Source organism: Agromyces mediolanus (assembly GCF_044917495.1).
Taxonomy (GTDB): domain Bacteria; phylum Actinomycetota; class Actinomycetes; order Actinomycetales; family Microbacteriaceae; genus Agromyces; species Agromyces mediolanus_B.
In genome coordinates this window covers 93,702-118,766 of record NZ_JAVSSI010000006.1, presented here as the reverse complement: position 1 = coordinate 118,766, position 25,065 = coordinate 93,702, and the positions used below count along the sequence as shown (strand labels likewise).

The window sequence follows — 25,065 nt, the reverse complement described above, 5'->3', positions numbered from 1 at the left end:
ACCGGAGGGGCGCGCCGCACGGCGCGCCCCTCCGGTGCGTCCGGCCGAGGCGGCCCCGGTGGGCCGAGGCGGGCCCCGGTGGGCCGAGCGGCCGAGCTCAGCCGTAGAAGCCGCGGAGCAGCGCCTCGGTGCCGATGAGGTGCTCGGCCATCGCCTGGGCCGCCTCGTCGGCGCTGCCTTGCAGGATCGCCGAGACGATGGCCCCGTGCTGCTCGTCCGAGTGCGCGATGTTCGGCGCGAGCAGGGGGATGCCGTCGAGCAGTTCATTGATCCGCATCCGCACCTCGGCGACAAGCGGGGTCACCGACTCGGCGCCGACGACCTCGGCGATGACGAGGTGCAGACGGGAGTCCGCCACCCGGTAGCCCGCCTCGTCCGCCTGCCCGCAGGCGAGGTGCGCTTGCCAGAGGCGCTCCCGGTCGACCGCGCTGAGCTCGCTCTCCGCGGCCCGGCGCGCGACGCCGACCTCCACCACCGCACGGAGCGCGAGGGTGTCGTCGAGGCGCTGCCGGTCGATCGGCCGGGGAACGCCGGGACCGGGCTCGGGCAACGGGTCGGAGACGAAGGTGCCGCCGTAGCGACCGCGCCGGGCGACGACCCAGCCGGCTTCGGCGAGCGAGCCGATCGCCTCGCGCAGGGTGTCGCGGCTCACCTCGAGGGTCGCCGCGAGCTCGCGCTCGGCGGGCAGGCGTTCGCCGGGCGCGATGAGCCCGAGCCGGATCGTCTGCAGCAGCCGCTGCACGGTCTCCTCGAACGCGTTCGCCGGCCGCGCGGGTCGGAGGAGCAGGCCGGCATCGAGCATGCCGGCCGGCTCCTCACCCTGGCGTTCCATGTCCTCGAGCCTAGAGGGGAGTGACGTACGCGGCGCTGATGCCGCCGTCGACGAGGAAGGTCGAGCCCGTGATGAACGAGGCGTCGTCGCTCGCGAGGAAGGCGACCGCCGCGGCGAGCTCCTCCGGGTTCGCGAAGCGCCCGACGGGGACGTGCACGAGGCGGCGCTGCGCGCGCTCCGGGTCCTTCGCGAACAGCTCCTGCAGGAGCGGCGTGTTCACGGGGCCGGGGCAGAGGGCGTTCACCCGGATGCCCTGCCGGGCGAACTGCACGCCGAGCTCGCGGCTCATCGCCAGCACGCCGCCCTTCGACGCCGTGTACGAGATCTGCGAGGTCGCCGAGCCGAGCACCGCGACGAAGGAGGCGGTGTTGATGATCGAGCCCCGGCCCTGGGCGACCATGTGCCGGAGTGCGGCGCGCGAGCACAGGTACACGCTCTTGAGATTGACGTCCTGCACCTTCTCCCAGGCCGGCAGCTCGGTGGTCTCGATGGAGTCGTCGTCGGGCGGGGAGATGCCGGCGTTGTTGAAGGCGATGTCGACCGAGCCGTACACGCGGGCGGCCTCGTCGAAGAGGTGGTTCACCTGGGCCTCGTCGGTCACGTCGACCTGCACGAAGAGTCCCTCGACCTCGGCGGCCGCTGCGGCGCCGCTCCCCGGGTCGAGGTCGCCGATGACGACCTTCGCGCCCTCGGCGGCGAGTCGGCGGGCGGTGGCGAGGCCGATGCCGGAGGCGCCGCCGGTGATGACGGCGACCCGCCCGGCGAGGCGCTGGGCGAGGTCGATCGGGGTGACGGTCATGGTGCTCCCTGGGGTGTGCGGTGGTCGAACGGTGGTGCGGTGCGCGTGGGGCGGCTCGGTCGTGGTCGGTCAGTCGACGGCGATGAAGACGTTCTTCGTCTCCGTGAAGGCGGCGGGCGCGTCCGGCCCCAGTTCGCGGCCGAGTCCGGATTGCTTGAAGCCGCCGAACGGGGTCGAGTAGCGCACCGAGGAGTGCGAGTTCACGGAGAGGTTCCCCGATTCGACGCCGCGGGCGACGCGGATGCCCCGGCCGATGTCGCGGGTCCAGATCGAGCCGGAGAGGCCGAAGCGGCTCGCGTTCGCGAAGGAGACCGCGTCGGCCTCGTCGTCGAAGGGGAAGACGGAGACGACCGGGCCGAAGATCTCCTCGGTCGCGGTGCGGGCGTCCCGAGCGGGGGTGAGCACGGTCGGCGGGTACCAGAAGCCCGGTCCGTCGGGCGCCGTGCCGCGGAACGCGACCTCCCGATCGTCGGGGACGAACTCGCGCACCCGGTCGCGGTGCGCGGCCGCGACGAGCGGCCCCATCTCGGTGGCCTCGTCGCGGGGATCGCCGACCTTCACGCCCTGCACCGCCGGCTCGAGCAGTTCGAGGAAGCGCTCGTAGACGCTCCGCTCGACGAGGATGCGGCTGCGGGCGCAGCAGTCCTGCCCGGCGTTCTCGAAGACGCCGTACGGCGCGGTGGCCGCGGCCCGTTCGAGGTCGGCGTCGGCGAAGACGATGTTCGCGCTCTTGCCGCCGAGCTCGAGGGTCACCCGCTTCACCTGCGCCGCGCAGCCGGCCATGATCCGCTGCCCGACCTCGGTCGAGCCGGTGAAGACGACCTTCCGCACGGTCTCGTTCGTCACGAAGCGCTCGCCGACGACCGATCCCTTGCCGGGGATCACCTGGAAGAGTCCCTCAGGGAGCCCCGACTCGAGTGCGATCTCGGCGAGCCGGAGGCTCGTGAGCGGGGTCCACTCGGCGGGCTTCAGCACGACGGCGTTCCCGGCGGCGAGCGCCGGGGCGAAGCCCCAGGAGGCGATCGTCATGGGGAAGTTCCAGGGCGTGATCACGCCGACGACGCCGAGCGGCTCCTGGAACGTGACGTCGAGGCCGCCCGCGACCGGGATCTGCCGCCCGAAGAGGCGCTCGGGGGCCGCCGAGTAGTACTCGAGGACGTCGCGGACGTGCCCGGCCTCCCAGCGGGCCTGGCCGATCGGATGCCCCGAGTTCCGCACCTCGATGGCGGCGAGCTCCTCCACGGCGCCGTCGACGGCCTCGGCGAAGCGGCGGAGGGCGCGGGCCCGGTCGGCGGGGGCCGCAGCGGCCCAGTCGCGCTGTGCGCGGGCGGCGGCCGCGATCGCGGCATCCGTCTGCGCCTCGTCGGCACCCTCGACGGTCGTGACGAACTGCTCGTCGGCGGGGTTCACGATGGTGTGCGTCATGGCGCGGTCCTCTCGGTGGCGGGGGCGGCGGCCGGGCCGCCGCGCGCGGCCCGGTGCGCGCGGGCGGCGTCGACGAGTCCGGCGAAGAGCCGTCGGTCGCGGGCGTTCTCCTCGGGGTGCCACTGCACGGCCACGCCGAAGGGCGCAGCGGGCAGCTCGACCGCCTCGATGACGCCGTCGTCGCTCGTGGCGGTGACGACGAGCCCCTCGGCGACCCGGTCGAGCGCCTGGTGGTGGTAGACGTGCACCGGCAGCTCCTCGGTCACGCCGACGAGGCCGGCGAGTCGGGAGCCGGGCTCCACCCGCACGGTCGTCTCCCCGAACACGGCGGGTGCGGGCTGGTACGCCTCGGTGCCGACGACGTCGGGCAGATGCTGGTGCAGGGTGCCGCCGAGGGCGACGTTCAGCATCTGCGCGCCGCGGCAGATGCCGAGGAACGGCACGCCGTCGGCGATGGCCGCCGTGAGCAGCGCATCCTCCCAGTCGTCGCGGTCGGTGCGGGGTGCTCCGGTGCGCTCGTGCGCCGGCTGTCCGTAGCGGGCGGGATCGACGTCGGCGCCGCCCGACACGATGAGCCCGTCGATCGCGGCCAGCACGGCGTGCGCGACCTCACTGCCCGCGGGCTGGGGCGGCAGCAGCACGGCGATGCCGCCCGCGTCCGTCACGGCGTCGAGGTAGACCTTCGGCAGGAAGGATGCTGGCACGTCCCACACGCCGGTCCGGGCCTGCTCGAGGTAGGTGGTGATGCCGATCACGGGCGCCGCGCTCGCCGCGGGGCCGCCGGCCGGCTCAGAGACGTTCGAAGCCACGCACCCGCTCCCAGTCCGTGACGGCCGCGTCGTAGGCGGCGAGCTCGACGCGCGCGTTGTTCAGGTAGTGCTCGACGACCTCGTCGCCGAAGGCCTCGCGCGCGATCGCCGAGGAGGCGAAGAGCTCCGCGGACTCGCGGAGCGTCGCCGGCACGCGCGCGACGTCCGACTCGTAGGCGTTGCCGGCGAACAGCTCGTCGGGCTCGAGCTCCTGCTCGATGCCGTGCAGCCCGGCCGCGATGAGCGCGGCGACCGCGAGGTACTGGTTCACATCGCCGCCGGGGACGCGGTTCTCGACCCGCATGCCGTGCCCGTGCCCGACGACGCGGAGCGCGCAGGTGCGGTTGTCGAGGCCCCAGGCGATGGCGGTCGGCGCGAAGCTGCCCGCGACGTAGCGCTTGTAGGAGTTGATGTTCGGCGCCGAGAACAGGGTGAGCTCGCGCATCGCGGCGAGCTGGCCCGCGAGGAAGTGCCGGAACAGCTTCGACATCCCGTGCGGTGCCGACTCGTCGGCGAAGACCGCTGCACCGTCGGCGCCGCGGAGCGAGATGTGGATGTGGCAGCTGTTCCCCTCGCGTTCGTCGTACTTCGCCATGAAGGTGAGCGCCTTGCCGTGCCGGTCGGCGATCTCCTTCGCGCCGTTCTTGTAGAGCGAGTGGTTGTCGCAGGTGGTGAGCGCGTCGGCGTAGCGGAAGGCGATCTCCTGCTGGCCGAAGTTGCACTCGCCCTTCACGCCCTCGCAGTACATCCCGGCGCCCTCCATCGAGCGGCGGATGTCGTGCAGGAGCGGTTCCATGCGCGTGGACGCGAGGAGCGCGTAGTCGATGTTGTAGTCGCTCGCGGGCGTGAGCTCGCGGTAGCCCTTGCGCCAGGCCTCGCGGTAGGAGTCGTCGAAGACGATGAACTCGAGCTCGGTGCCGACGAAGGCGGTGAGCCCGCGCTCGGCGAGCCGCTCGAGCTGGCGCTGCAGGATGCGTCGGGGCGAGGGCTCGACGGGGGAGCCGTCGAGCCACCGGAGATCGGCGGTGACGATCGCCGTCTGCTGGAGCCACGGCGCCATCCGGAGCGTCGCGAAGTCGGGGATGAGCGCCATGTCCCCGTAGCCGCGCTCCCAGCTCGACATCGCGTAGCCGTCGACGGTGTTCATCTCCACGTCGACGGCGAGGAGGTAGTTGCACGCCTCGACGCCGTGCGCGGCGGCGTCCTCCAGGAACAGCCGGGCCGAGACCCGCTTGCCGACGAGCCGGCCCTGCATGTCGGTGAACGAGACGATGATCGTGTCGACGTGGTCGTCGGCGATCGCCTGGCGCAGCTGATCGAGCGTGAGGTGTCCCGTTGGTGCCGACATTCGATGCTCCTCCTCGAGTGGAATGGTCGGTTGTGGCGACCATTACATCATGAGCTGGCGTAGCTGGGAATGGATGCCTCGCAGTCGATCTGGATGTTTCCAGGATATTTCTTCGCAAAAGGTCTGTACGGCCGACCATTGACGCCCCTATCATCGTGGCCAACACACCGCACCCCCGCGCTCGCCCCCGAACGGCGCGCGCCATGAATGCAAGGGAGCACCATGGCCAAGGACACGCTCAAGGTGTCGGGCGTCACGTACTCGACGGCCGACGAGGGGTACTTCGAGAAGCGCAGGCTCAAGCGCTCGGCGGGCGTCTGGGGCCTCTGGGGCCTCGCCGTCGCCGCCGTCATCTCGGGCGACTTCTCGGGCTGGAACTTCGGTATCGACTTCGCCGGCTTCGGCGGCATGCTCATCGCCTTCGCCGTGCTCATCGTCATGTACTACGGCCTCATCTTCTCCATCGGGGAGATGAGCTCGGCGATGCCCCACACGGGCGGCGCCTACTCCTTCTCGCGCGCTGCGATGGGGCCGTGGGGCGGCTTCATCACGGGCCTCGCCGAGACGATCGAGTACGTGGCCACCACCGCCGTCATCGTCTACTTCTCGGCGGCCTACGCCGACGGCATCACGAGCGAGCTGCTCGGCTTCTCGATGCCAGCACCCATCTGGTGGGCCATCCTCTACCTCGCGTTCATCGCACTGAACGCGGCCGGGGCGAACATCTCGTTCAAGTTCGCGATCGTCGTCTCGATCATCTCGATCGCGATCATCCTCGTCTTCTCGGCGATGGCGCTCTTCTCCGGGCAGTTCTCCTGGGACGCGCTCTGGGACATCGCCCCCGACGCGGGCCAGACCGCCTTCCTGCCGCACGGCGTGCTGCCGATCCTCTTCGCCCTGCCCTTCGCGATGTGGTTCTTCCTCGGCATCGAGGAGCTGCCGCTCGCGGCCGAGGAGTCCCACAACCCCGTCCGCGACATCCCGCGGGCCGGCCTCATCGCCCGCGCGACGCTCATCATCACCGGCCTCCTCGTGCTCTTCCTGAACACCGGGGTCATCGGCGCCGAGGCGACGGGGACGGCGGGGGAGCCCCTGCTCGACGGGTTCCGGGCGATCGTCGGCGACGGCGCGGCCGCCGTGCTCGCCCTCTTCGCCCTCGTCGGCCTGCTCGCCTCGCTGCAGGGCATCATGTTCGCGTACGGACGCAACATGTACTCGCTCTCGCGGGCCGGGTACTACCCGAAGTTCCTCTCGCTGACGGGCTCGCGGCAGACGCCGTGGGTCGCGCTCGTCGCCGGCGCCATCATCGGCTTCGTCGCGCTCATCATCGTCGACCTCGCGGGCGGCGCGACGGGGGTCGCGGGCGCGATCGTGCTGAACATCGCGGTGTGGGGCGCCGTGCTCGCCTACCTGATGCAGATGGTCGCCTTCGTGCTGCTCCGCCGCAAGTTCCCGAACGCGAGCCGGCCCTACCGCAGCCCCTGGGGCGTGCCCGGGGCGATCGCCGCGGCCGTCATCGCCGGGCTCATCTTCGTCGGCTTCCTGCTGAACCCGACGTTCGTGCCCGCGATCATCGCGATCGCCGTCGTCTACGTGGTGATGCTCATCGGCTTCGGCGTCTGGGGCCGGCATCGGCTCGTGCTCTCCCCGGAGGAGGAGTACGCGGTGTCCGGCGGCCTGCACGGCGACCCGCAGGCCGAGGGCTACGGCGGCACGGTCGAGGAGGAGCTCCTCGCGAGCGACGGCGTCGACGAGCCGGCCGACGGCCGGCCCGCGGGCGGTCAGGGCGGTGCCCCGCTCGGCTGAGCGGGGGACGAGCGTCCCGGCTCGGGGGGAGCCGGGACCGGACGAGCGGCGGGGCGCTGGGGGCGCTCCGCCGCTCGGCGCTTCGGGCTAGGCTCGTGGGAGGCGCGGATCCGCGCCGGTACCACCCGCCGGGAGAACCCCGGCGGCCGAGGCGATGGAGCCAGCGTGTCGATCTCCGCACACCCGACCCACGAGCGCCGCCTGGAGGCGAACATGATCGGACCCGACGTCCCCACCCGAGTCGAACGCGACTCCCTCGGCGAAGGTCAGGTGCCGGCCGACGCCTACTGGGGAGTCCACACGCTCCGCGCCCTCGAGAACTTCCCGATCACGAAGCGCCCGATCTCCGTCTACCCCGAGCTCGTCGTCGCCCTCGCCTCGGTGAAGCAGGCGGCCGCGCGCGCCAACCGCGAGCTCGGCGTGCTCACCCCGCAGAAGGCTGCCTGGATCGACGAGGCCTGCCAGCGCATCATCGACGGCGAACTGCACGACCAGTTCGTCGTCGGCGTCATCCAGGGCGGCGCGGGCACCTCGACGAACATGAACGCGAACGAGGTCATCGCGAACTTCGCGCTCGAGATCGGCGGGCACGAGAAGGGCCGCTACGACGTCCTGCACCCGATCGACGACGTCAACCGCAGCCAGTCGACGAACGACACCTACCCGACCGCGGTGAAGCTCGCCATGGCGTTCTCGCTGCGCACGATGCTCACCGAGCTCGACCTGCTCCGCATCGCCTTCGGCGCGAAGGGCCGGGAGTTCCACGAGGTGCTGAAGGTCGGGCGCACCCAGCTCCAGGACGCGGTGCCGATGACCCTCGGCCAGGAGTTCCACGGCTTCGCGACCACGCTCGGCGAGGACGTCGACCGGCTGCGGGAGACCATCAAGCTGCTGTCCGAGGTGAACCTCGGCGCGACCGCCATCGGCACCGGCATCACGGCCGAGCCCGGCTACACCGACGCCGTCGTGCGCGAGCTCAGCGCGATCACGGGGCTCACGCTCGAGTCCGCCCCCGACCTCATCGAGGCGACGAGCGACACCGGCGTGTTCATGACCTTCTCGAGCGCCCTGAAGCGCAGCGCGATCAAGCTGTCGAAGATCTGCAACGACCTCCGACTGCTCTCCTCCGGCCCCCAGGCCGGCCTCGGCGAGATCAATCTGCCGCCGAAGCAGGCGGGCTCCTCGATCATGCCGGGCAAGGTGAACCCGGTCATCCCCGAGGCGGTGAGCCAGGTCGCGTACGCCGTCGCCGGAGCCGACCTCACGGTCACGATGGCCGCCGAGAGCGGGCAGCTGCAGCTGAACGCCTTCGAGCCGGTGATCGCGCACTCGCTGCTGCAGTCGATCACCTGGATGCGGCAGGCCTGCTGGACCCTGCGCGTGAACTGCGTCGACGGCATCACCGCGAACACCGAGCGCCTGGAGCACATGGTCTCGACGAGCGTCGGCGTGATCACCGCGCTCATCCCGTTCATCGGCTACACCGAGGCCGCGACGCTCGCGAAGCTCGCCCTCGCGACCGGGCGACCCGTCGCCGACCTCGTCGTCGAGGCGGGCCTGATGAGCCGCGACGAGGTGGAGCGCCAGCTCTCGCCGTCGAAGCTCTCCGGCATCCGCCCGATCACGACGGCCATCCCGGTGCAGCAGCTCCAGGCCGAGCCGAGCGAGTGACGCGAACGGCGCCCCGGGTCTCCCCGGGGCGCCGTCTCCGTCGGAGCTCTGCGACTCGGCGTCAGACCATCCGGCAGTGCGTCGTGAGCGAGCCGATGCCCTCGACCGTGATCGTAACCGTCGAGCCGTCCTGCAGGAACACCTGCGGGTTGCGCGAGTACCCGGCGCCACCCGGGCTGCCGGTGCTGATCAGGGTGCCCGCCGGGATCGTCGCGGAGCGCGAGAGGTAGGCAATGATCTCCGCGACGCTCCGCACCATCTCGTTCGTGGAGGCGTCCTGGAGGATGCGGCCGTCGAGGTTCGTCGTGAGCCAGAGGTCCTGCGGGTCGGCGATCTCGTCGGCCGTGACGACGACGGGCCCCGTCGGGGTGAAGCCGTCGAACGACTTGCAGCGCGACCACTGGGCCTCGCTGAACTGGATGTTCCGCGCGGTGATGTCGTTCACCACCGTGTAGCCCCAGACGTAGTCGAGCGCGTCGCGGACGTGCACGCCGCGGGCGGGGCGGCCGATGATGACGCCGAGCTCGGCCTCGTAGTCGACCTGGGTCGAGAGCTCCTCGGGCCAGCTCGTGGTCGCGCCGTGGGCGGTGAGCGAGTTCGGCCAGAGGGAGAAGATCGTGGGCGCCGTCTCGTGGCGGAGCTTCAGCTCCTGGGAGTGCGCCGCGTAGTTCGCGCCGATCGCGAGGATGTGCGGAGGCCGCAGCACGGCGGAGGCGTGCCGGAGCTCGGAGACGGGGGTGAGCCGCGCGCCGGCCTCGAGGGCGGCGTCGACCGCGACGCGGACGGCGGCGAGACCGTCTGGGCCCTGCTCGATGAGGTCCTGCAGATCGCGCGGCGAGGGGTCGAGCACCTCGTCGAGGAAGAGTGCTGCTTCGGCGATCACCACCGCGAGCCGGGGGGTCGTCTGGCCTTCGACTCTCAGGTGCGCGAATTTCACCATTCCACGCTATCGGGTGGGATCCGGGCGAAACCTGACGGCATGTACAACAGTCCAGCGGGATCCTTCCACAATGGCGACAGTCGCTTCCGCCATCCGAAAGCGCCGGGTCAGGGGGCCGCGCGCCAGAGGTGCATCGAGGCGTAGCTCCGCCACGGCGCCCACACGGCGCCGCGCTGCGCGAGCTCCGTCGCGTCGCCGGGCAGGCCGAGCGCCGCGGCCCCGGCGCGCAGCGCGAGATCCCCGGTGAGCAGCACGTCGGGGGCGCGGGTGACGCGCATGGCGACGTAGCCCGCGGTCCACGGACCGATGCCGCGGATCGCGAGGAGCTCAGCCGCGAGCTCCTCGCGCGAACGCTCGGCGGAGACCACGAGCTCACCCGTCGCGAGGCGCTCGGCGACGTCGAGGATCGTCGCGATCCGCGCCCGCGGCCCGGTGAGCACCTCGGCTCCGCGCTCGGCGACGGCCGCAGCGGTCGGGAAGAGGAGCGGGAGGCCGTCGGCGCCGGGCTGCGGCATCCGCTCGCCGAGCGCGGCCGCGAGGCGGCCGAGCGCGGTGCGGGCCGCGGCGACCGAGATCTGCTGGCCGATGAGGGCGCGGAAGAGCAGCTCATGGGCGTCGAGGCAGCCGGGGACGCGGATGCCGGGGACGCGCGCCACCGCCGGGGCGAGCGCCGGATCGTCGGCGAGGGCCGCGTCGATCGCCACGGCGTCCGCGTCGAGGTCGAACAGCCGGCGCACGCGGGCGACGAGCGGCGGGAGGTCGCCGAGCGCGGCGAGTCTGGCCTCGACCTCGACGGCGGCGCCGCCCTCCGCCTTCGTGAAGGCGAGGAGCGCCGGGCCGCCGGGCAGGCGGAGGGTGCGCTCGAAGCTCCCCGCGCCGGCGCGCTCGACCCCCGCGACCGCGCGGGCGGCGAGCCAGGCGAACACGCCGTCGGCGTCGAACGGCTCACGGGCGGGCAGCCTGAGCCGCACGTGCGCCCCGCCGTCGGCGGTCGCCTCGGGCGGGGCGGTGCCCGCGCCCGTGCGGTGCGCCGCCGCCCGCAGTTCGAGCGGGCTGCGGTCGTACACCTCGCGGATCGTCTCGTTGAACTGGCGGACGCTCCCGAACCCGGCGGCGAACGCGATGTCGGCCGCGGGCATGCTCGTGGAGAGGAGCAGTGTGCGAGCGGTCTGCGCCCGGTGCGCGCGGGCGAGGGCGAGGGGGCCCGCGCCGAGCTCGGCGCCGAGCACCCGGGTCAGGTGCCGCGTCGTGTAGCCGAGCCGCGCCGCGAGGCCGGGCACGCCCTCCCGTTCGACCACGCCGTCGGCGATGAGCCGCATGGCGCGCGCGGCGAGATCGTCGCGGAGGTCCCACTCCGGCGAGCCGGGGACCGCATCGGGCAGGCAGCGCTTGCAGGCGCGCAGCCCCGCCTCGTGCGCGGCCGCTGCGGTGAGGTAGAAGGTCACGTTCGAGGGTTTGGGGGAGACGGCCGGGCAGCTCGGCCGGCAGTAGATGCCCGTGGAGTGCACGCCCGTGATGAACTGGCCGTCGAAGCGGGCGTCGCGGGCGCGCATCGCCCGGTACCGCTCGGCGAAGACGGGGTCGGCGAGCGCGGCCTCGTCGCGGGCGGCGACCCGGCGGGAACGGTCGAGTGTCGTGGGCATGCCTCCAGCCTGCCACCGTCCACCGACAGGAACTCGCGGAAATCGGACACGGGCGCCGCGGCTAGGCTGCATCCATGTCGAACGAGGTCGTGGAGCAACTGGTCGCCGAGCTCGGAGCCGCCGTGGTCCTCGACGGCGCCGCGCTCGACGCGGTCCGGGAGGACCGGTCCGGGCACCGCGCCGCCGAGCGGCCCCTCGCCGTCGTCCGAGCCGGCACGGTCGGCGAAGTGCAGGCGACAATGCGGATCGCCGCCGCGACGCGTACCGCCGTGGTGCCGCGCGGGGCCGGCACGGGGCTCGCGGGCGGCGCCATCGCGAGCCCGGGCGCGATCGTGCTCGACCTCTCCGGGATGAACCGCATCCTCGAGCTCGACGAGGCCGACGAACTCGCCGTCGTCGAGCCGGGCGTGCTGAACGGCGCGCTGAACGCGCGCGCCGCCGCGAGCGGGCTGTGGTTCGCCCCCGACCCCGCGAGCCGGGAGATCTCCTCCATCGGCGGCAACATCGCCACGAACGCCGGCGGGCTGCTCTGCGCGAAGTACGGCGTCACCCGCGAAGCGGTGCTCGGCCTCGCCGTGGTGCTCGCGGACGGGCGGCTCGTGCGCACCGGGCGCCGCACCGTGAAGGGGGTGACCGGCTACGACCTCACCGCTCTGCTCACCGGCTCGGAGGGCACCCTCGGCGTCATCGTCGAGGCGACGGTGCGGCTCCGGCCGATCCCGCTCGGCGGGCCCGTCACGATCGCGGCCGCCTTCCCCGACGTCGAGGCGGCCGCGGCGGCGTGCGCGGCGGTCACCGCAGGCAAGCTCCGCCCGGCGATGCTCGAGCTGCTCGACGCGGGCTCGATCGCCCGGATCGCCGAGCACCTCGGCGCCGCGGCGCTCGCCGGCACCCCGCTCGACGGGCTCGCCCCGGGGGAGGCGTTCGTCGTCGCGCAGTGCGACGACGCGGGCGCGGAGGCCGATGCGCTCGCCGTCGCGGCGGTCTTCGAGGCGGCCGGCGGCCGGACCCGGTGCTCGAGCGACCGGCAGGAGGGCGAGCGGCTACTCGGCATCCGCCGCGCGATGCATCCCGCGATGGCCGCCCGCGGCGAGGTGCTGATCGAGGACGTCGCGGTGCCCCGCTCGAAGCTCGCCGAGATGTTCCGCGCCATCGAGGAGATCGGCGCCCGGCACAGGGTCGAGATCCCGACGATCGCGCACGCCGGCGACGGCAACCTGCACCCGAACTTCGTCTACGAGGGCGGCGAGGTGCCCGCCCGCATCTGGGCCGCCGCCGACGAGATGTTCCGCACCGCGGTCCGCCTCGGCGGCACGCTCACGGGGGAGCACGGCGTCGGCATCCTGAAGCGGCGCTGGCTCGCCGACGAGCTCGGCCCCGAGGTGTTCGAGCTGCAGCGCGGCATCAAGCAGCTGTTCGACCCGCTCGGCATCCTGAACCCGGGCGTCATGTTCGATGCGGAGCCCTCCGCTCGATAGGCTGCGGCCCGTGAGCTTCCACCCGCAGGCCCAGCCGCAGTTCCTGCCGCCCGCCGCGACGCCGCCGCGCCGCACGGGCGGGCTCGTGTTCGCCGTCGTCGGCATCTCGCTCGCCGGACTCGTCGGCCTCCTCGTGCTCGCCTACCTCGGCGTCGCGCTCGGCGGTTCGAGCCTCGTCGTGGGCTCCGTGCTCGCCGTCGTGCCGCTCGTGATCGTGCTCCTCGCGGTGCGCTGGGTGGACCGCTGGGAGCCCGAACCGCGGTGGGCGCTCTGGTTCGCGTTCCTCTGGGGCGCGGCGGTCTCCGTCGCGATCGCCCTCATCGTCGACCTGGGCGTGCAGATCGCTGTCGCGGTGACCACGCCGGGCGGCGCGAGCGACGAGGTGCTCCAGTCCGTCGTGCAGGCCCCCATCGTCGAAGAGCTCGCGAAGGGGATCGGGGTGCTCCTCATCTACCTGTTCTCCCGTTCGCACTTCGACGGGCCGGTCGACGGACTCGTGTACGCCGCGACCGTCGCCGCCGGGTTCGCCTTCACCGAGAACGTGCTCTACTTCGGCGTCGCGCTCGCCGAGGGCGGGGCGCAGGAGCTCGGCGCCACCTTCGTCGTGCGCGGGCTCTTCTCGCCGTTCGCCCACGTGCTGTTCACCGCCTGCACCGGCCTCGCGCTCGGAGTCGCGGCGAGCCGGGGCGGCGGCCCCCGCGTCGTGGGCTGGTTCCTCGGCGGGCTCGCGCTCGCCATCGCGCTGCACGCGCTGTGGAACGGCTCGCTCGCCTTCGCGGACGCCGTGCTCCTCTACGCGACCGTGCAGGTCCCGATCTTCGTCGGCGCGATCGTCGTCACCGTGCTGCTCCGACGGCAGGAGGTGCGCATCACCCGCCTGCGCCTCGGCGAGTACCAGCTCGCCGGCTGGTTCGACGCGGGCGAGGTGGACGGGCTCTCGACGCCGGCCGGTCGCCGGGCCGCGCTCGCGTGGGCGAAGGCGCAGCGGCCGCCGAAGACCGCCGCGGTGCGGAGCTTCATCGTGAACGCGACCCGGCTCGCCTTCACCCGGAACGCGATCGCGACCGGCCGCGCCGACGTGCGCCGCCTGGAGGACGAGCGGGTGCTGCTCGAGCGGGTGGCCGCCGACCGCCGCGCGATCATGGGCTAGCCCGCGAGCCGGGACGGAAGAAGCTCGTCGCCGGGAACGGAAGAAGCTCGTCGCCCTGGGGTGTGGCACTGCCGACAGCTCTCCTGGGCGACGAGCTCCTTAGGGTTCCAGGGTGCACGCTGTTCGCAGTCAGCGCAAGAGCGGGGTGGACGCGCGTCCGCGATTGCCCTCGGCCGTGGCATCCGTTTGGATGGATGCATGACCGACACCAACAGCAAGCCTGAGATCGACGCCCCCGAGGGGCCCGCCCCCACCGAGCTCGTCATCGAGGACATCGTCGTCGGCGACGGCGCCGAGGCGCAGCCCGGCTCGACCGTCGACGTGCACTACCTGGGCGTCGAGTACGACTCGGGCGAGGAGTTCGACTCGTCCTGGAGCCGCAACCAGTCCATCAACTTCCCGCTGCAGGCGCTCATCGCCGGCTGGCAGGAGGGCATCCCCGGCATGAAGGTCGGCGGGCGCCGCAAGCTCACCGTCCCGCCGCAGAAGGCGTACGGCCCCGCGGGCGGCGGACACCGCCTCTCGGGTCAGACCCTGATCTTCGTGATCGACCTCCTCGGCGTCAGCTGAGCGATCCACTTCCACGACGAGGGCCGGCGGGCATTCCCGCCGGCCCTCGTCGCGTCAGGGGCGGTCCGGGCCGTGGATCCGGGCCGTCGCGGCCGGGCCGTCGCATCCGGGCCGTCGCGCCGGTCGATCCGGCCCGCGCTACGATGCCTGCTGTGCTGCCCCCGTTCCTGCCCTACCTCGGGCTCTCGCTCGTGCATCTCCTGTTGCTCACGCTCGGCCCGGACTGGTCGGTCACCGCGACGAAGGCGCTCCTCATGCCGGCGCTCGTGCTCGCCGTGCTGCTCGCCGCGCCGCGTCCTCGCGGGACCGCGTGCTGGCTGCTCGTGGCGGGGCTCGGCTTCTCCTGGGGCGGCGACGTCGCGCTGAGCTTCCCGGGCGACGGCTGGTTCACGGTCGGGCTCGGGTCGTTCCTCGCCGCGCACCTCGTGTACCTCGCACTGTTCCTCCGGCTCTCGCGGGGGTCCGGCTCGCTGCGGCTGCACCGCCGTCGCCGCGTGCCGATCTGGGCGCTCGTCGTGTACCCGCTGTGGTTCGCCGGCTTCCTCGCACTGCTCGGCCCCCACACCGGGGCGCTCCTCGTACCGGTCGCCGCCTACGGCCTGGCGCTCGGCGCGATGGCGGCGTTCGCCGCGGGCGACGGCCCCCTGCTGGCGGCCGGTGGCGCGCTCTTCGTCGTCTCCGACTCGGTGCTCGGGCTCGGCCGCTTCCTGCCGGGCTACGACTTCGCGTGGCACGATGCCGTCGTGATGGTGAGCTACCTCGCCGCGCAGGGCCTCATCGCCCTGGGCGTCGTGGTGCACCTCCGCGTCGCGGCGATGCGGTCTGCCGCACCCGTTCGACGAGCTGCTGCCACGGCCCGGTGAGCTGACCCTCGCCGAGCTCGACCTCGTTCGGCGGGCAGCTGATGCGGTAGACGTAGCGGTCGGGCTCCCGCGGGGCCTGCGGCACCTCGTGCCAGGGCAGCCCGTCGAGCAGGAGCACCCAGTCGTCGCGGTCGGGTTGCGCGTCGACTTCGACCTGCCAGGTGACGCGGAGCCCGGCGATCCCGCCGCTGCGTTGCACGATGACGTCCATCGCGCCAGATGCTACTCCTCGGAGCGGGCGCCGCGCCCGTGCCTTCACCCCTCGGCGGGCGGCGCGGGCTCGACGCCGACCTCGAGCCAGCCGCGGCGCACCGCCTCCTGCTCGCGCGACCCCGGGCCGAACCGTTCACCGGCGGTGCGCACCGTCTCGGCAGCGAACCCGGCGAAGGTCTCGTCGACGCGCAACCGGCCCGACACGAGCGCGTCGTACCAGACGCGGCCCACGTGCTCCCAGGCGAAACCGCCGAGCTCGCGCGCGGCGAGGGCGAAGGCGCGGTTCGGGATGCCGGAGTTCAGGTGCACCCCGCCGTGGTCGTCGGTGGTCTCGACGTAGTCGCGGAAGTGCCCCGGCTGCGGATCGCGGCCGAGCACGTCGTCGTCGTACGCCGTGCCGGGCTCGAGCATGGAGCGGAGCGCCCGCCCCTCGACCTCGGGCGTGAAGATGCCCTCGCCGATGAGCCAGTTCGCCGCCTCGGCGTCCTGGCCGAGGGCGTACTGCTCGACGAGCGCCCCGAAGGCGTCGGAGACGTGTTCGTTGAGCGCGCCCGACTGGCCTTCGTACCTGAGCCGCGCGGTGTGCTCGGTGACGCCGTGCGCGAGCTCGTGGCCGATGACGCTGAGCGAGCCGGTGAAGCTCCGGAACACCTCGCCGTCGCCGTCGCCGAAGACCATGCGCTCGCCGTCCCAGAACGCGTTGTCGTAGCGATCGCCGAAGTGCACCGTGGCCTCGAGCGGCATGCCGTCGCCGTCGATCGAATCGCGGCCGAAGACGCGCTCGAACAGCCGGTGCGTGTCGCCGAGGCCGTTGTACGCCTCGTCGACGGCCTCGTCGCCCGTGGCCGGTTCGCCCTCGCGCCGGACGAGCCGTCCCGGCAGCTTCTCGAGGCCCTCGGCGTCGGAGATGCGGCGAACGGGCGTCGAGGGGGCGTCGGGGAGCGCACTCGGCAGCTCGGGCAGCGGGCCGGGGCCGAGCCGCGGTGACGCGGGTCGCAGCAGTGCCCGGCGGGCGGCCTCGGCGGCGAGCGGGAAGCGCGGCCCGGCGGCCTCGGCGATGCGATCGAGCAGGTAGGGCGGGACGATCTCCGTCATGCCCCGATGCTGCCACCGACGGCCGACAGCGGCCACCTCTAGGCTGGATCCGTGCCAGCGCTTCCGACGGGCGAACTCCGCCGCCATGCGATCGGCCTCCTCCCTGCCGCGGCGGTCTGCGGCGCCGCGGTGCTGCTGTTCGGCGTGCAGCTGGTCTGGCCGGGCTACGCGCTCCTCGCCATCGGCCTCGTCGGCGCCTGGGCCTGCGATCGCAGCGGCCGTACCGAACGGCTCGCGCCCGATCTGGCGCTCATCGCGCTCGGGCAGCTCATCATCTCGACCGTGTCGCTGAAGGCCGACCTCTCGAACGAGGGCATGGTCCGCTTCACCGTCGTGCTGGGGCTCGCCGTGGCGGTGCCGTACCTCGTCTCGCGCTTCGTCTACCGCGAGCGGGTCATCCGCTTCCCGTGGCGCACGGGGCAGCGCTGGACGCTCGTGCAGTGGGGGTATCTCGCCGCGGTCGTGGTGGCGGGATGGCTCATCCTGCCGTTCTACTTCATCACCTCCGGCGTCTACACGAACTGGCCGACGGTCGTCGCGCCCGACGAGATCGCTCGCCTCTTCGTCGGCGTGAACGCGGTCGGCACCTGGGACGAGCTGTTCTTCATCTGCACCGTGTTCACCCTGCTCCGCCGGCACTTCCCGGTCTGGCAGGCGAACCTGCTGCAGGCGACGGTGTTCGTCTCGTTCCTCTGGGAGCTCGGCTACCAGTCGTGGGGGCCGCTCCTCACCATCCCGTTCGCCCTCGTGCAGGGCTGGACGTTCACGCTGACGAAGTCGCTCACCTACGTGCTGACCGTGCACCTGCTCTTCGACGCGGTCGTCTTCGCGGTCATCGTCTACGCGCACACCGGCTGGCCGGCGATCTTCCTGCTCGCGCCCTGACCTCCCACGGGCGGGGGAGAGGATTCCGTCGCGCGGGGGAGGCGAGGCATCCGCCGGCTCCGATTCGATGGGAGCCATGAGCGACTCCGAGATCACCATCGCACCCGACGCGGCGCACGGCGCCGGCGGCCCGAGCGCCGCCGACCGCCAGCGCGCGAAGAACTCCGAGCGGGGCGCGGTGCTGCCGACGTCCGTGCCGTGGCGGGCGGTGGTCGTCTTCCTCGTCATCGCGCTCGGCGGAGCCTGGCTCGTCGAGCTGCCGGTGTGGTTCTCCGGCGAGGGGCTCGCGAGCCCGCTGTTCGGCCCGCTCACGCTCGCGATGATGTTCACCCCGACGATCGCCGCCCTCGTCGTGGTGTTCTGGGTGCACCGCGCCCCGAGCGTGCCGCGCTGGCTCGGGCTCTGGCCGGTGCGGCCCGCCGGCCGCACCTGGCTCTTCATCGCGCTCGGCGCGGTCGGCTTCACGGTCATCCCGTTCGCCGCCCTCCTCCTGGGTGACGCGATGGGGCTCATCCGGCTCGACCTGACGGGCTTCAGCGGGGTCGCCGCGGCGCTCGCCGCGAGCGGAGGGCAGGGCGCGGATGCCTCGACCGTCGTGACGATCACGCTCCTCATGCTCCCGATCGTGACCCTCGTCAACTGCGGCGCCACCTTCGGCGAGGAGCTGGGCTGGCGCGGCTGGCTGCTGCCGGCGCTCCGTCCGCTCGGCACATGGGCTGCGCTCCTCCTGAGCGGGGTGATCTGGGGGCTCTGGCACGCGCCCGTCATCCTGCTCGGCTACAACTACGGCCGCACCGACGTCGTGGGCGTCCTCTGCATGATCGTCTTCTGCGTGCTCGTCGGAGCCGTCTTCGGCTGGCTGCGCCTGCGCAGCGCCTCGGTGTGGCCGGCGGTCGTCGCCCACGCGGCGCTCAACACCGCCGGCTCGCAGTTCCTGATCTTCGTCGACGCGAGCGACCTCCCGGCCGACCCGTGGGGCTCGATGCTCGGCTGGCCCGGCTGGATCCTCTTCGCCGTGGTGATCGTCGTCCTCGCGCTGACGGGGCAGTTCCGGAAGCAGCCGCAGCCGGGGCTCACGCTCGCCGAGTCGCGCGTCTGAGTGCGCTGGCGGCGCGGCTCAGGCCGGGCGCTCGACGTCGGCGCCGTGCGCGGCGAGCCAGTCGAGCAGCACCGCCGCGTGGTTCACCCGTTCGTCGCGGGCGCCGAACAGCAGGGTGACGCGCGGGTGCTCCCGTCCGAGCTCGAGGAGCTCGCGCCCAGCCGTTCCGGCGTCGAGCTCCTGCCGGTACTGCTCGGCGAAGTGCGCGAAGTCCTCGAGCCGGTGGTGCCAGGCGGTGCGGAGCTCGGGCGACGGGGCGACGTCCTTCGCCCAGAGATCGAGCTCGGCCCGCTCCCGGCTCACCCCGCGCGGCCACAGCCGGTCGACGAGCACCCGGAATCCGTCGTCGGCCGAAGCCGGCTCGTACACGCGCCTGATCGCGAACACCATGGTTCCAGTGTGCGGCAAGGCGGGCACCCGCGCTCTGCTAAGCTAGTTCGGTTGCCGTCCACCGGCCGCGCATGAAGAGAGCCCAGGCATCAGGCCCCGGGCAGCGCGCAACGAGAAGAAAGGGGATCCCTCTATGGCACTGGATTCAGAGACCAAGAAGGCGATCATCGAAGAGTACGCGACGCACCCCGGTGACACTGGATCCCCCGAGGTCCAGATCGCGATCCTCACCAAGCGCATCAAGGACCTCACCGAGCACCTGAAGGAGCACAAGCACGACCACCACTCGCGTCGTGGTCTGCTGCTCCTCGTCGGTCAGCGTCGTCGTCTGCTCGGCTACCTCGCCGACGTCGACATCGAGCGCTACCGTGCGCTCATCGAGCGTCTCGGGCTGCGCCGCTAAGCGTCGCATCCGACGCGGCTCTCGACGATTCCGCGAACTTCTTGCGAAGGCCCCCGCACCTGCTCCTCGGAGCACGGCCGGGGGCCTTCGTCATGTCCGGCGTGCGCCGCGGCCCGGCTCAGCCCCGGGCCCGGTAGGCGCGCACCGCCATCCGATTGCCGCAGCGCGTCGAGCAGAAGCGCCGGGAGCCGTTCTTCGAGAGGTCGAGGTAGGCGCCGGCGCAATCGTCGGCGTCGCAGATTCGGAGCCGGTCGAGCTGGTCGGCGCGCACGACGTCGACGAAGGCCATGGCCGCCTCGACGAGGATGCGCTCGGCGAGCGGCGCCTCGTTGGAGGTCGCGTGGATGTGCCAGTCGAGGGCGTCGTGCCGCACGAGCCGGGGCACCGCGTTCGACTCGGCGAGGATCGCGTTGACCTCCTCGACCGCATCGTCGCGGTCGAGCGACCAGAGCGCGCGCAACCGTGCGCGGGCGGACGCCACCTCGGCGAGCTCGCGGCGGTCGCCGTCGCGCCGGCCCGAGTACCACCAGCGGTCGAGGATCGCCACGAGCGCCGCGGGGTCGGCCAGCTCGTCCGTGCCGGAGTCGCTCGCCTCCGGCACGGTGTTCGCGAGTGCGGCCGCGAACTGCAGGGCATCGATCGTGTCATTGGTGAAAATCATTTGACTCCTGACTTCGCGGTGCCGTACTGTCACGAGCATAACGGCGTTCGCCCATGACGGGCGGGCGTTTCGGCATCGGAGTCGAGGAGGAGCTCGTGCGGGGTACGCGCGGCATGACGGGGATCGCGCTGGGCGTGGCGGCGGGGCTCGCCTTCGGCGTCGGCGGCGTGTTCGTGAAGCCGCTGCTCGAACAGGGCTGGTCGCCGGGCGCCGCGGTGCTCGCCCGCATCTCGATCGCCGCCGTCATCCTCGCCGTGCCCGGCATCCTCGCCCTCCGCGGCGATCTCCGCCCGCTGTGGCGGGCGCGCTGGACGGTGCTCCTCTTCGGGCTCATCGCCGTCGCCGGCGTGCAGTTCTTCTTCTACGCCTCCCTCGAACGCATCCCGGTCTCGCTCACCCTCCTCATCGAGTACCTCGCGCCGATCGCGCTCGTGCTGCTCGCCTGGGTGCGCGGCAGACGGATGCCCCGGCGGATCGTGCTCGCGGGCTCCGCGCTCGCGCTCGCGGGCCTCGTCCTCGTCATCGGCCCCGGCGGCGGACGGCTCGACCCGCTCGGCCTCGCCTTCGCCGCCCTCGCGATGCTCGGCGTCTGCGTCTACTACGTCGTCGGCGAGACCTCGGCCGCCCAGCTGCCGCCGCTCGCGCTCATCGCGGCCGGCTTCCTCGTCGGCGCCGTCGCGCTCGCCCTCCTCGGTCTCGCGGGCCTGCTGCCCATGACCTTCGTCTTCGACGACGTCGCCTTCCTCGGTGGCAGTGCGCCGTGGTACGTGCCGCTCCTCGCGGTCGGCCTCGTGTCGACGGCCTTCGCGTACACCGCGGGGCTCGCGGCGATCGGGCGCCTCGGCTCCCGGCTCGCCGCCTTCCTCGGGCTCTCCGAGGTGGTGTTCGCGGGCATCGCGGGCTGGGTGCTGCTCGGCGAGGTGCTCGGTCCGCTGCAGATCCTCGGCGGCGTGCTCATCCTCGCGGGAATCGTCTGCGTGAAGCTCGAACGGCCGGCGACGACCGCCCACGGGAGCGCGGAGCCTGCGCCGGGCGCGCGCATCGATGCCGTCGAGCTCGGCGCCGAGCCGATGCCGATCACCGCCTCGCTCACGCTCCCGTCCGATGCGGACGACGGACGAGCGGCCTAGGCTCGCAGCATGCGATTCGGCATCGTCATCCTGCCCCAGTTCCCCTGGCCGGAGGCCGCGCGGCGGTGGCGCGCCGCCGAGGAGTACGGCTTCGACGTCGCGTGGACGTACGACCACCTCTCCTGGCGCTCCCTCGCCGACGAGCCGTGGCACGCGACGGTGCCGACGCTCACCGCCGCGGCGCTGTCGACCTCGAGCATCGGGCTCGGCACCTTCGTCGCGAACCCGAACTTCCGCCATCCCGTGCCGTTCGCGAAGGAGCTGGCGACGATCGACCAGATCTCCGGCGGCCGGGTCGTCGCCGGGCTCGGCTCCGGCGGCACCGGCTTCGACGCCCACGTGCTCGGCCAGGAGGCCCTCTCGCCCCGGCAGCGGCACGAGCGCTTCGTCGAGTTCGCGGACGCGCTCGACCGGCTGCTCCGCTTCGAGGCGCCGGGCTCCGGCGGCGTCTCGTTCTCCGGCGAGTGGTTCACGGCCGACCGCGCCCGCATGGTCGGCACCCCGGCCCAGTCGCCGCGGATGCCGATCCAGCTCGCGGCGAACGGCCCGCGCGGCATCGCGCTCGCCGCCGGCCTCGCCGACGGGTGGATCACCACCGGCCGCGAGGACCTCGAGCCCGAGGCCTGGTGGCGGCACGTGGGCGAGCTCTCCGCACGGTTCGGCGAGGCGTGCGCGACGCTCGGCCGCGACGTCGACGGCGCCGCCCGGGTGCTCTCGATCGACGCGGGCGAGCGGTACTCGCTCGCGAGCGTCGACGCCTTCGAGGACGCCGTGGGGCGAGCCGCGGAGCTCGGATTCACCGAGGTGGTCGCGCACTGGCCGCGCGAGTCCGGCGTCTACGCGGGGGAGGAGCGGGTGCTCGACGAGGTGGCCGCCCGGCTGCCGGCGCTGCGCTGAGAAGGCGCCGTGAGTCCTCGGGCGACGAGCAGATACCGTTGAGGGCATGTCCGCCCCCCGCCGCAAACCGCTGCTTCTCTGGGAGCCGTTCCCCTACCTCGTGCTCTTCGTCGTGCTGCTCGCGACGAGCTTCGTGCGCCCGGGCGCCGAGCCGTGGCTGTTCTGGCCCCTCATCGTGCTGCTCGCGGCGGCGATCGTGTACCTCGTGATCTCGATCGGGCGGGAGAAGCGCGGGGCGAACCCCGACCAGTGGGGCAACCTGCTCGGCGTCGACGACCTCACCCTCGTCGAGACGCCCGCGGTCGACCGGGAGGTGCGCACGGTCGTGCCGATCGACGGGGCCGCGCACCGGCAGTCGGGCATCGAGATCGCGCGCACGCAGGGCGGGCCCGACCAGGCCGCGGTGCTCGTGCCCCGGGCGAGCCGCTGGATGGCGCGCCGCTACCGGGTCGGCGTGCAGCTCGTCGGCGGGCAGCGGCCGAGGCACGCCGGGTACCTCGGGCAGGCGGCCGAGGACCGCTACGTCGACCGGCTCGACGCGCTCCGCAGCGAGGGGAAGTACGTCACGGTGCCGGCGCGCATCGTGGGCGACGGCCGGCCGTTCAAAGTGGAGCTCGACCTCAGCGGGCTCGACGGCTGACGCGCGGCGTCAGGAGGCCTTGCCGTCCTCCTCGCGCGCGAGCTGCTCGCGCACCTGGTCCATGTCGAGCGCGCGGACCTGCGAGACGAGGTCGTCGAGCACCGGCCGGGGGAGGGCGCCCGCCTGGGCGAAGACGCCGATGCCGTCCTTGAACGCCATGATCGTCGGGATCGAGGTGATGTTCATCGCGGCGGCGAGCTGCTGCTGGTCCTCGGTGTCGACCTTCGCGAAGACGAGGTCGGGGTTCGCCTCGGCCGCGGCCTCGTAGTTCGGGGCGAACTGCAGGCACGGCCCGCACCAGGCGGCCCAGAAGTCGACGAAGACGGTGCCGCCTTCGAGGATCGTCTTCTCGAAGGTGTCCATGGTGAGCGCGACGGTAGCCATGGGCGTCAGCCTACGTGGCCGAGCTTCGAGCTCGCCCGGTGTTCGCTGTCGGCGATGGCCGGGCGGGGCGCCGCGGTTCCGCCGACTCGAGCGGCGACGGCGCTATCGTGAGGGCGTGACTGAGCGCGGTCCCGATGAGGTGGAGCCGGCGACGGATGCCTCCATCCGGAGCACGCCCGCGGGCGTGCTCGCGCCGCCGCCGCCCGGGTGGGAGCCCCGCGCGGCCGAACTCGACGCCGCCCTTCCCGACTTCGACTGGCGCTCGCTTCCCGCGGGCGCCGAACGCGTCGCGTTCGCATCGCCGAGCGGCCGGCTCGCGGGTCTTGCGATGGGGCCGGCGAACGGGCCCCGAGTGCTCCTCGTGCCCGGGGCGACGGGCTCGAAGGAGGACTTCGTGCTCATGCTGCCGCTCCTCGCCGATGCCGGGTACCGGGTCGAGGCGTTCGATCTCGCGGGGCAGTACGAGTCGGCGGCCGCCGGGCCGTGGCGGCTCGATCCGCCGCGCGAGCGCTACGACCGCGCGCTCTTCCTCGGCGACCTGCTCGCGGTGCTCCGCTCTGGCACAGGGCCGGTGCACGTCCTCGGCTACAGCTTCGCCGGCACGATCGCACAGGAGGCGCTGAGTCTCGAGCCCGAGCGCTTCGCGAGCCTCGCACTGCTCTCGAGCCCGCCGGAGCCCGGTCAGGCGTTCCGCGGCGTGAAGCGGATCGGCGCGCTGTCCGGGTTCACGACGCCGCGGCAGGGCGCGGCGCTCATGCTCTGGGGCATCCGGAACAACCTGAACCGGGTGCCGCCCGGCCGGCTCGCCTTCGTGCGCGAGCGCTTCCGGCTGACCCGCAGGGACAGCGTCGACGACCTCATCGCGTGCATGATGGCGACGCCGGATCTCCGGCAGGAGGTCGCGGCATCCTCGATCCCGAAGCTCGTCGCCGTCGGTGCGCACGACCTCTGGCCGCTCGAGCTGCACGCGCGTTCCGCGCGCGAGCTCGGGGCGCGGTTCACCGTGTACCCGACCGGGCACAGCCCGTGCGAGACGACCCCGCATCAGCTCGTCCGCGACCTGCTCGGGCTCTACGCGACCGCCTGATCCTCGGCGGCCGCGTCGCGGCGTTCGGCGCGCCGGGTGAGCGGCGGCCACTCGCGCCACTCGACGGCGAGCGTGTGGAAGGCCATCCGGAGCCGCCGCCCGAGCGCCGACCAGCTGTCGAACGGGCGCGCGGAGACGTCGACGAGCAGGCTCGGCTCGTAGGCGACGGTCATGCCCGGCTGCAGCCACCAGGCGAGGTCGAGGTCGTCATGGAGGTCGGCGCGGTCGCGGTGCACGATCTCGCGGAGGTTGCGCCAGGCATCCGCACGCAGCGCGTAGTTCGAGCCGAAGAGCGGGGGATGGCCGAGCATCAGGCCGACGGCCCAGAAGTAGCCGCCGATGTAGAGTCGCCGCGCGATCCAGCGGGTGGCCCGGGTGCCGCCGTAGAAGTGGCCGGGCCCAGTGACCGCGGTCGGTGCGTCGGCCGCCGCCATGCGCCGCTCGACGCGCTCCAACCAGTCCTCCGGTGGGACGGAGTCGGCGTCGAGCCGGGCGAGGATCGCGCCGTGCGCCGCGTCGAACCCGGCGGCCGTGGCCGGCCAGATCCCGCGCCGCGGTTCCACTACGACGCGGGCGCCCGCCGCGACGGCGACGGCGACGGAGTCGTCGCGGGAGCCGTTGTCGACGACGATCACCTCGTCGGCCGGGCGGCGCTGGGCGGCGACGGCGGCGAGGCATGCCCGGAGCATGACGGCATCGTCCAAGCAGGGGATGACGACCGAGATGCTGCCCATCACCCCGGAGTCTAGACCCGCCGCGCGCGAGGTCCGCGGCGCCGGGGGAGACTGGATCCGGATGCGTCCGAGCGCCGATCTTCGATCGGATCGGCGAAGCGGGAATAGTCTCG

26 protein-coding genes are annotated in these 25,065 nt (G+C 72.9%); 13 read left to right on the top strand and 13 right to left on the bottom strand.

Annotated features, from left to right (window positions below; translation table 11 throughout):
- Positions 1 to 97: 97 nt before the first annotated feature.
- The 5 genes from ROT00_RS10690 to ROT00_RS10670 all read right to left on the bottom strand — a co-directional run bounded on the left by ROT00_RS10690 (position 98) and on the right by ROT00_RS10670 (position 5,213).
- A complete protein-coding gene (locus ROT00_RS10690) occupies positions 98 to 832 on the bottom strand; it encodes a FadR/GntR family transcriptional regulator (protein ID WP_404774709.1) in 735 nt (244 codons plus the stop codon).
- Between the two features lie 10 nt (positions 833 to 842).
- On the bottom strand, positions 843 to 1,631 hold the full coding sequence (locus tag ROT00_RS10685; RefSeq protein WP_404774707.1) for a 3-oxoacyl-ACP reductase: 789 nt from the start codon (positions 1,629 to 1,631) through the stop codon (positions 843 to 845).
- A gap of 69 nt (positions 1,632 to 1,700) precedes the next feature.
- Positions 1,701 to 3,056, bottom strand: a complete 1,356-nt coding sequence (locus ROT00_RS10680) for an aldehyde dehydrogenase family protein (protein ID WP_404774705.1) — start codon at positions 3,054 to 3,056, stop codon at positions 1,701 to 1,703.
- Positions 3,053 to 3,865 carry a gamma-glutamyl-gamma-aminobutyrate hydrolase family protein gene (locus ROT00_RS10675; RefSeq protein WP_404774703.1) on the bottom strand — a complete coding sequence of 271 codons (813 nt, stop codon included), beginning with the start codon at positions 3,863 to 3,865 and terminating at the stop codon, positions 3,053 to 3,055. The genes ROT00_RS10680 and ROT00_RS10675 overlap by 4 nt, the downstream gene beginning before the upstream one ends.
- Entirely contained in the window at positions 3,846 to 5,213 is a 1,368-nt protein-coding gene (locus ROT00_RS10670) for a glutamine synthetase family protein (RefSeq protein WP_404774701.1), read from the bottom strand. The genes ROT00_RS10675 and ROT00_RS10670 overlap by 20 nt, the downstream gene beginning before the upstream one ends.
- A gap of 222 nt (positions 5,214 to 5,435) precedes the next feature.
- On the opposite strand from ROT00_RS10670, the gene ROT00_RS10665 reads away from it, so the two are divergent.
- Both ROT00_RS10665 and ROT00_RS10660 read left to right on the top strand, forming a co-directional pair.
- Positions 5,436 to 7,019: an amino acid permease gene (locus tag ROT00_RS10665; protein ID WP_404774699.1), complete on the top strand. Its 1,584-nt coding sequence runs from the start codon at positions 5,436 to 5,438 to the stop codon at positions 7,017 to 7,019.
- Positions 7,020 to 7,232: 213 nt separating this feature from the next.
- Entirely contained in the window at positions 7,233 to 8,690 is a 1,458-nt protein-coding gene (locus tag ROT00_RS10660) for an aspartate ammonia-lyase (protein ID WP_404774872.1), read from the top strand.
- 61 nt (positions 8,691 to 8,751) lie between these two features.
- Here ROT00_RS10660 and ROT00_RS10655 read toward each other — a convergent pair whose 3' ends face one another.
- Entirely contained in the window at positions 8,752 to 9,627 is an 876-nt protein-coding gene (locus ROT00_RS10655; protein ID WP_404774697.1) for a fumarylacetoacetate hydrolase family protein, read from the bottom strand.
- 110 nt (positions 9,628 to 9,737) lie between these two features.
- Entirely contained in the window at positions 9,738 to 11,273 is a 1,536-nt protein-coding gene (locus ROT00_RS10650; RefSeq protein ID WP_404774696.1) for an AlkA N-terminal domain-containing protein, read from the bottom strand.
- A 74-nt stretch (positions 11,274 to 11,347) separates the two neighbouring features.
- Between ROT00_RS10650 and ROT00_RS10645 the strand changes: the two genes are divergently transcribed.
- From ROT00_RS10645 to ROT00_RS10630, 4 genes are all read left to right on the top strand, one after another.
- Positions 11,348 to 12,751 (top strand): FAD-binding oxidoreductase, encoded by a 1,404-nt coding sequence (locus ROT00_RS10645; RefSeq protein ID WP_404774694.1) that lies wholly within the window; start codon positions 11,348 to 11,350, stop codon positions 12,749 to 12,751.
- Positions 12,752 to 12,761: 10 nt separating this feature from the next.
- The gene (locus ROT00_RS10640; protein WP_404774692.1) at positions 12,762 to 13,901 is read left to right on the top strand and encodes a PrsW family intramembrane metalloprotease; all 1,140 of its coding nucleotides are present in this window, start codon (positions 12,762 to 12,764) and stop codon (positions 13,899 to 13,901) included.
- Between the two features lie 198 nt (positions 13,902 to 14,099).
- Entirely contained in the window at positions 14,100 to 14,471 is a 372-nt protein-coding gene (locus ROT00_RS10635) for an FKBP-type peptidyl-prolyl cis-trans isomerase (RefSeq protein WP_189086090.1), read from the top strand.
- Positions 14,472 to 14,623: 152 nt separating this feature from the next.
- Positions 14,624 to 15,334 (top strand): lysoplasmalogenase, encoded by a 711-nt coding sequence (locus tag ROT00_RS10630; RefSeq protein WP_404774690.1) that lies wholly within the window; start codon positions 14,624 to 14,626, stop codon positions 15,332 to 15,334.
- Here the strand turns inward: ROT00_RS10630 and ROT00_RS10625 are convergent.
- Positions 15,246 to 15,545 (bottom strand): protealysin inhibitor emfourin, encoded by a 300-nt coding sequence (locus ROT00_RS10625; RefSeq protein WP_404774688.1) that lies wholly within the window; start codon positions 15,543 to 15,545, stop codon positions 15,246 to 15,248. The genes ROT00_RS10630 and ROT00_RS10625 overlap by 89 nt on opposite strands.
- Before the next feature lie 44 nt (positions 15,546 to 15,589).
- Positions 15,590 to 16,642, bottom strand: coding sequence for a M4 family metallopeptidase (locus tag ROT00_RS10620; RefSeq protein WP_404774687.1), 1,053 nt, complete (start codon positions 16,640 to 16,642; stop codon positions 15,590 to 15,592).
- Between the two features lie 51 nt (positions 16,643 to 16,693).
- On the opposite strand from ROT00_RS10620, the gene ROT00_RS10615 reads away from it, so the two are divergent.
- The gene (locus tag ROT00_RS10615; RefSeq protein ID WP_404774685.1) at positions 16,694 to 17,527 is read left to right on the top strand and encodes a CPBP family glutamic-type intramembrane protease; all 834 of its coding nucleotides are present in this window, start codon (positions 16,694 to 16,696) and stop codon (positions 17,525 to 17,527) included.
- Positions 17,528 to 17,603: 76 nt separating this feature from the next.
- A complete protein-coding gene (locus ROT00_RS10610) occupies positions 17,604 to 18,626 on the top strand; it encodes a CPBP family intramembrane glutamic endopeptidase (RefSeq protein ID WP_404774683.1) in 1,023 nt (340 codons plus the stop codon).
- A gap of 18 nt (positions 18,627 to 18,644) precedes the next feature.
- On the opposite strand, the gene ROT00_RS10605 is transcribed toward ROT00_RS10610, so the two are convergent.
- The gene (locus tag ROT00_RS10605) at positions 18,645 to 19,016 is read right to left on the bottom strand and encodes a DUF488 domain-containing protein (RefSeq protein WP_404774681.1); all 372 of its coding nucleotides are present in this window, start codon (positions 19,014 to 19,016) and stop codon (positions 18,645 to 18,647) included.
- 133 nt (positions 19,017 to 19,149) lie between these two features.
- On the opposite strand from ROT00_RS10605, the gene rpsO reads away from it, so the two are divergent.
- Complete coding sequence (gene rpsO / locus ROT00_RS10600; RefSeq protein WP_189086083.1) at positions 19,150 to 19,419, top strand: 30S ribosomal protein S15; 270 nt, start codon at positions 19,150 to 19,152, stop codon at positions 19,417 to 19,419.
- Between the two features lie 118 nt (positions 19,420 to 19,537).
- Here rpsO and ROT00_RS10595 read toward each other — a convergent pair whose 3' ends face one another.
- The gene (locus tag ROT00_RS10595) at positions 19,538 to 20,080 is read right to left on the bottom strand and encodes a CGNR zinc finger domain-containing protein (RefSeq protein ID WP_404774679.1); all 543 of its coding nucleotides are present in this window, start codon (positions 20,078 to 20,080) and stop codon (positions 19,538 to 19,540) included.
- A gap of 53 nt (positions 20,081 to 20,133) precedes the next feature.
- On the opposite strand from ROT00_RS10595, the gene ROT00_RS10590 reads away from it, so the two are divergent.
- From ROT00_RS10590 to ROT00_RS10580, 3 genes are read left to right on the top strand one after another with little or no spacing between them, the layout of a single operon-like run.
- The gene (locus tag ROT00_RS10590) at positions 20,134 to 21,210 is read left to right on the top strand and encodes an EamA family transporter (protein WP_404774677.1); all 1,077 of its coding nucleotides are present in this window, start codon (positions 20,134 to 20,136) and stop codon (positions 21,208 to 21,210) included.
- Positions 21,211 to 21,219: 9 nt separating this feature from the next.
- A complete protein-coding gene (locus tag ROT00_RS10585; RefSeq protein WP_404774675.1) occupies positions 21,220 to 22,107 on the top strand; it encodes an LLM class flavin-dependent oxidoreductase in 888 nt (295 codons plus the stop codon).
- A gap of 46 nt (positions 22,108 to 22,153) precedes the next feature.
- Positions 22,154 to 22,747, top strand: coding sequence for a hypothetical protein (locus ROT00_RS10580; protein WP_404774674.1), 594 nt, complete (start codon positions 22,154 to 22,156; stop codon positions 22,745 to 22,747).
- A 9-nt stretch (positions 22,748 to 22,756) separates the two neighbouring features.
- Here the strand turns inward: ROT00_RS10580 and ROT00_RS10575 are convergent, their stop codons facing one another.
- Entirely contained in the window at positions 22,757 to 23,131 is a 375-nt protein-coding gene (locus tag ROT00_RS10575; RefSeq protein WP_404774672.1) for a thioredoxin family protein, read from the bottom strand.
- A gap of 115 nt (positions 23,132 to 23,246) precedes the next feature.
- On the opposite strand from ROT00_RS10575, the gene ROT00_RS10570 reads away from it, so the two are divergent.
- Complete coding sequence (locus ROT00_RS10570) at positions 23,247 to 24,218, top strand: alpha/beta fold hydrolase (RefSeq protein ID WP_404774670.1); 972 nt, start codon at positions 23,247 to 23,249, stop codon at positions 24,216 to 24,218.
- Here ROT00_RS10570 and ROT00_RS10565 read toward each other — a convergent pair.
- A complete protein-coding gene (locus ROT00_RS10565; RefSeq protein ID WP_404774669.1) occupies positions 24,203 to 24,952 on the bottom strand; it encodes a glycosyltransferase family 2 protein in 750 nt (249 codons plus the stop codon). The two genes, ROT00_RS10570 and ROT00_RS10565, sit on opposite strands and share 16 nt — an antisense overlap.
- Between the last annotated feature and the right edge of the window lie 113 nt (positions 24,953 to 25,065).